This is a genomic window from Bacillus bruguierae (assembly GCF_037104725.1).
Taxonomy (GTDB): Bacteria; Bacillota; Bacilli; order Bacillales; family Bacillaceae_G; genus Bacillus_A; species Bacillus_A bruguierae.
This window is the reverse complement of record NZ_JBAWSX010000034.1, coordinates 1-5910: the sequence shown is the minus strand read 5'-3', so window position 1 is coordinate 5910 and position 5910 is coordinate 1. Positions and strand designations below refer to the sequence as shown.

Sequence of the window (5910 nt, the reverse complement as noted above, 5' to 3'; positions counted from 1 at the left end):
TAAATTGGTAATTTATGTTTTTTCAAGAGTGCTTATTTTTTTGATAATACTATTTAATGTTTTAATACAATCAATATATAAGCCACGCTGGACCTACATAACTATCAATCTGATAAGCAACTTTTATTAAAGAAACACCATTTTGTGCTCCAATTGCACTTGCTTTTGAACCATATGCAGTATCATATAAATTTTGCGTCCTAACAACATCTACTGTTCTTTGAGGCCAATGAATAAATCTCATATCATAATAAACTTCTTCTCCAGTAGTATAATGCATCCATTTAGCACCTAACCATGTATTAACTTGAAGTCTAGCTTGATGTACATTGTCATTATATATTTGTTGAGGACCGATAGCTCCAATTTGATTTCCACCAGTAGGAGAATCATATAAAGCTTTAGTACTTCTAACATTAATCCAATAGACATTATCACCAGCTGATATCTCTCCATCAGTCGCAGCTTTTGCAGATGTAATATTAAAACTTGTAAAAACTAAAAACAATGTAAAGAAAGAAATTAAAATTTTCAAACTCTTTTTCATATGTATACCTCCTTGATCTATTTATAAAAACAATATTAATATAATACAAAAAATAACAGAAATCAACAAAAAATAACATTTTTATAATTTTTTTCTATTTATTTGAATTTGGTTTTAATGTACATACTCCTGTTTTTAAGTGTGAGTGTTAGCTAGTTATATGGGGGCTAACACTCACTAACTTAACATTTAGGGGTACTAATCATACAGTTGGAACAAAGTGTTTTCAGTAGCTAACAGATGGATGATTAGGGTGTACCCATACTAGACAAAACGGCATTTATAAACCCTATAAATCACATATAGAAATAAAAGTAAGTCTATGACCTATTTTTACACGTATCTCGGTCGAACCCCAGGTAAAAACTGGGATAAATCGAAGCGAGGGGCTAGCCCCTTTTCGTGTTATAAAAATATAGAGTAAGAGCTTATTTTTGAACAGTAGATCTAGGCGGTTCGGCAGGTACAATTACTAATCCAAGTCGTGCTACCCAAATTCTCGTTTTTGGTATGTTCGGCTTGGCCACATGCCCATACCTGCCGAAAAAAGTTTTGCAAGGACAAAATCAAAAAGAAAAGGCTATCGCCTTTTCTTTTTGATTTTGAGGGTGGAGATTTTTGAGAGATTTTCTCAAAAATACTACCCATTCCTTGCGGAACTTTTAGCCTTTAATAATAGTGATAATAGAGACCATCTGCAAAAAGTGTTAAAAACCCTTGATATGACTGGGTTCATCTGACTTTTCAGGGTGTGAGGTTTTCCTCTCACTTTTATACATAAATGAGAGGAAAACCTCACACCTAAAAATTACCAAAAGTAAAAGACCGTATCAAAAAATTGACACGGTCTAAAAAAATCTAACTGGTAAAGTTACTTTTTTTCCATTTAAGTCTTTAAGATTTTTTAACGAATGTTGAAACAATCTCATAGTTAATTTATCTAATTGAACATTATTTTTTCTCGGTGCACAAATTAAAATATAAGGATTTACAATCCAAGTTCTAGGACTTACAGTACGTCCATTTTCAGTTATTTGTCCTGCACCTTCTGGATTAAGTAAAATCTCTTTTTCCTTCAAAGAATTCATAATCTCAGATGTTTGTCTACGAGATTTTCCAATCATTTCAGCAATATCCGAAACTGTCGCGGACTTAGGTAAATCAAGATCATCTTCAACAATATTTTTTCTTTTCTTTTTAAATTTATCTTCTCTACAAATAATTACATTACTTTTAAACTCTAAATAAGCTTGAATTCGAAATAAAAAATCGCCCTCTGCCTGATTAAAATAACCAATACGATTTAATAAATCTAAATTTCTATGCATCACTTGATTAAATGGCTCCCCTGCAAATGGATCTTTATTGGTTCCGACATAATAATCTTCTCCAGTTATTTCTTTTAACTGTTGTAAAAGTGACTTCTTTATTTCTTCTGCTTGTTCTCTAGATTTTGAATCTTTTTCAAAATCTCTTTTTCTAGCATTTTTTTCAGCTTGTCCAAAATCAATAATTTTTTTTGTCATATCTAAGTTAATTCCTCCTTAATTGAGGGAATCAACAAAAATACCTATTTTTTGCTATTTGATTATAAATCAAATTATGATAATCTATAACCAGATAAATTGATTTTAGGTATTTTCGTAGAATACCCTTTTAAAAGAGTCATGTTCCCGCATGGCTCTTTTTTCATTCTATCATGTTTTTAATAACCCGACAGATAACAACAAAGTTTCACTAAATTTTTTTAACTCAAAAACGTTCTATGTCATATCCTTTCTGTTTACTTTTAATTTCTCTCTTATGCTCACGTTCAAATTGATTGTCTACACCCTTCATATCCAATTCACTTTTAATAAGCCCTCTAAACGCCTTAAATTGCTCTTTAAAGATTTTTTTCGTATGTTCATACAAAACTCTTATGTTTTCTTTTAAATCATTTATATGGACCTTTAAATCGCTTATATCGCCTTTTAACGAACTAATTTCAAATGAAGCTGACACCAATTCCTTTTTTAATTGTTCATTTTCCTTCGTTTTTTGATAAACTTCCTCACGAAGATTTTTATTTTCTTGAACTAGATCCGTTGTCTGCAAACGCTCATAATCTTTTTTTACAGTGACAGCTGCGGTCACCAAATCTTCCAATTGTTCAATTTGTTTTGGTGTATAAACATAGTTCCCAGTTTCTTTTTCAATAATGTCAGGTTTCCCGATGAATTTAAGCGTTACCTCTGTCTTAATCTCTTTCTTTTTGCTCTTTAGATTTATTTTCTTTTCAGGAATTTTCTCACTGACTTTTACAAGTTCATCTTTCTTTTTGACAATTTCCCCTTCTAACCATTGAATTTCTTTTTCTAAATCCTTTTTTTCTTTGTACTCGTTCACATCTTTATATTCATTTGAGCCAACCAGTTTTCGTTCAATGCCACGCTCTTTCAATATTTTTTCTAACAACTTTACTTCTTTTTCTCGCCAATCATCAAAAGGGCGGGTTTTATCTAGAGTGGAATCCTGTTGCGTAATTGCTCGATCAAATGATACTTGCTTTTCAAGTCCTCGCTTATATCCACTTGCCACAGGTACAAAATTCAAGTGCATATGAGGACTAGCCTCGTCATTATGAATGACCGCATTATAAACTTTTAAATTTGGATTTCGTTTCTCAAAATCCTTAAACCACTCTAACAAAATTTCATTCGCTTTTTCATAATCAGCATTGGAAATAAAATCGTTCAAGTCACCAACTTGAATAATCATTTCTTGCTGAAGCGCAGTTTTTTTACTGGACTGAATGTGTTTATAATAATCATCAATTTTTCGGTCGTTACGTTTTTGTTTGGCATTATAATTATCCAACACTTCTCCAAATTCTTCTTGATACAATTTCTTTAAATCTTTCTGAACAAGATATTTATTTTCGTCAGACTTTGAATAATCTATGTGCGAATTTCGCTCTTTTTCCTTCTCGCTCATTGTCCTGTTATTGTGTTTGATGTTGGTTTTGTTAGTTGCCTTCTTAAGAGAAACTGACATGCTCATAACGAATCAACTCCTTGCTACCACTATACCAAAAGCTTTGTTACTTTGGCAAAGTAACCTTTTCTGTATTATGACACTCCACTCCGTTACGCGTACACAATGAAAAGGCTCTGCGAGGCTATGTCGGCCTTCGCCGATCCATGCTTTGCATGGCAAAAAACAAAACCTTAGACTCTGTCCAAACCTGCTGGGGAAAAATTCCCCAGACCCCATTAATCGAACTCCCCAACCCCTCAATCCTTGAGGGGCTCCCTCGCCGGTTGGCAGGGTCAAAAGGGTACCTTTTGACAACCACAAGAGGGTTGCATAGTGAGTCTGTCAACTCCTTAATGCTCCTTCATTTCGCTTTCGCTTCATTCTGTCCGCTTACCGTTGACAGACATTAAATCTAGTAATTAAATCTCTTAATAATGGGTACCACCACACCACCATTAATTTAAGAAAAATATTTTTTCCAAAACTTGATCTTGATGGACATAAGCAGGGACAAATCTAAACAAATTGGACTATATTCTATATGTTAATTGGTTTTTTCTTAAAAAAAGGAACAGAGCACCCCTTGCTCGAAATAATGATGAAAATTAAGCGGGGGTGCTCTGTTGGAAAAAGCATATTGGAATCATGAAGTGGCACAACGTTTAAATATGGGAAAAAGTACATTGCGCAGATGGTGTTTAGAGTTTGAAAAGCAGGGATATGTGTTTTCAAAAGGAGAACAAGATAGCCGCGCATTCCTTGAGCAGGACGTGCTCATATTAGAAAAAATGAAACAACTACAAAGCCAGGGAAAAAAGCTAGAAGATGCGATTAAACAAGTATTGAGCGAGCATGAGCGTGTCCCGCTCACTCCACAAAGCGCCCCTCGTTCACTCGATATAGATTTGCAGATGGAAAGAGAACAATTAAAAAAAGAATTGTTAGAAGAAATGAAACAAGAATTATTGAATAGTGAGCAACGTATTTTTCAAAGATTAGAAGAACGGGATCAAGTGCTCGTGCAACACATTAGGGAGATACAAGAAACCAAAAAGTTAATGGCAGCTGTTCAAGAAAAAAAGTGGTGGCAATTTTGGAAGTAAATATACAGGATTTTATGCAAAAAATAAGGAGACATCGGGAACGATGGGGAGACCAAAAGGCGCGCCAGAATAGGAATGTATAAAAAGATGTATAGAGTCATAGAAAAAGAAAAAGGCGAATCCCTTGTGAGAGTAAGGGGACGCCTTTTTCCTTGCTACCGATAATAGTGCGTTATGTTACCTGGATATGTATGAAGTATACAGAAGGTATTTCTTCTATATGTTTAGAATTTACTATGTTGAGATGTATTACTGAAATCCCTAAGAAAAGAGGAGCAGTTTTATGAAAAGCATATATGAACAACACCAACATGCACACATTGGCTATTATGAAAATGGATATGATATAGAAGCGATAGGCTACAAAAAAGAAGGAGTAGATGAATGGGATATATTTTTTGAACCAGAACACTACAAAGACGTTCATGTCCCTGAACAGTTCCCTTATATTCCAAGATACGGACATAAAATTGGAGTAATATATGCTAATGATTTGTCATTTGAAGAAGGAGATTCTTTTTTCAAAAAATGGTTACGTGATGCAAAGATTATCAGCTAAATAAAACTTCCAATAACGATAATTATGTAAATGAGCTGTCCATATGAATAGCTCATTATTTTTCTGTTTATCTTGGTTTTAATCTTGTCTTTTAGCTGTCCCTTTGCTTTTTGGCTAGAGTGCTGGCTCGTCGTGTGGGGGCGAAACCCCACGTATTACGTATCAATTTTCGAGTAAGCACTATTTTGGGACGAATGATCCAGGCGGTTCGGCTCGTATACTTGCTAGTCCAAGTCGAGAATCATTGCTTTGCTTTTTGTCTGTCGGCTTGGCGAGAAAAGCACACGAGCCGAAAAAAGTTTTGCAAGGATGGAGCGAAGTGAAAAAGGTGGAGATTTTTTGAGTGGATTTCTCAAAAAATACTACCTGTTCCTTGCGGAACTTTTAGCCCTATATATAAGAGTGAGAAGAGCAAAGTGAAAAAAGTCAGTAATAACAAGGGTTTATAAGGTATAGGGTGTACCCAAAAAGGAACACCTAAAAAACGGAAAATAACAACAAAAAAAAGATGTCAATATAAAAATGACATCTAAAATAAGTAAATTGGTAATTTATGTTTTTTCAAGAGTGCTTATTTTTTTGATAATACTATTTAATGTTTTAATACAATCAATATATAAGCCACGCTGGACCTACATAACTATCAATCTGATAAGCAACTTTTATTAAAGAAACACCATTTT

5 protein-coding genes are annotated in these 5910 nt (G+C 33.8%); 2 read left to right on the top strand and 3 right to left on the bottom strand.

Annotated elements, in window-relative coordinates; all coding sequences use genetic code 11:
* Nucleotides 1–70: 70 nt before the first annotated feature.
* The 3 genes from WAZ07_RS25955 to WAZ07_RS25945 all read right to left on the bottom strand — a co-directional run bounded on the left by WAZ07_RS25955 (nucleotide 71) and on the right by WAZ07_RS25945 (nucleotide 3589).
* Nucleotides 71–547 carry a hypothetical protein gene (locus WAZ07_RS25955; protein WP_336474694.1) on the bottom strand — a complete coding sequence of 159 codons (477 nt, stop codon included), beginning with the start codon at nucleotides 545–547 and terminating at the stop codon, nucleotides 71–73.
* Nucleotides 548–1395: 848 nt separating this feature from the next.
* Nucleotides 1396–2073 (bottom strand): Rep protein, encoded by a 678-nt coding sequence (locus WAZ07_RS25950; RefSeq protein WP_336474693.1) that lies wholly within the window; start codon nucleotides 2071–2073, stop codon nucleotides 1396–1398.
* A gap of 226 nt (nucleotides 2074–2299) precedes the next feature.
* The gene (locus WAZ07_RS25945; protein ID WP_336474692.1) at nucleotides 2300–3589 is read right to left on the bottom strand and encodes a plasmid recombination protein; all 1290 of its coding nucleotides are present in this window, start codon (nucleotides 3587–3589) and stop codon (nucleotides 2300–2302) included.
* Nucleotides 3590–4188: 599 nt separating this feature from the next.
* Between WAZ07_RS25945 and WAZ07_RS25940 the strand changes: the two genes are divergently transcribed.
* Nucleotides 4189–4668 (top strand): DUF3967 domain-containing protein, encoded by a 480-nt coding sequence (locus WAZ07_RS25940; protein WP_336474691.1) that lies wholly within the window; start codon nucleotides 4189–4191, stop codon nucleotides 4666–4668.
* 283 nt (nucleotides 4669–4951) lie between these two features.
* Nucleotides 4952–5227 (top strand): DUF3986 family protein, encoded by a 276-nt coding sequence (locus WAZ07_RS25935; protein ID WP_336474690.1) that lies wholly within the window; start codon nucleotides 4952–4954, stop codon nucleotides 5225–5227.
* The last annotated feature ends 683 nt before the right edge of the window (nucleotides 5228–5910 follow it).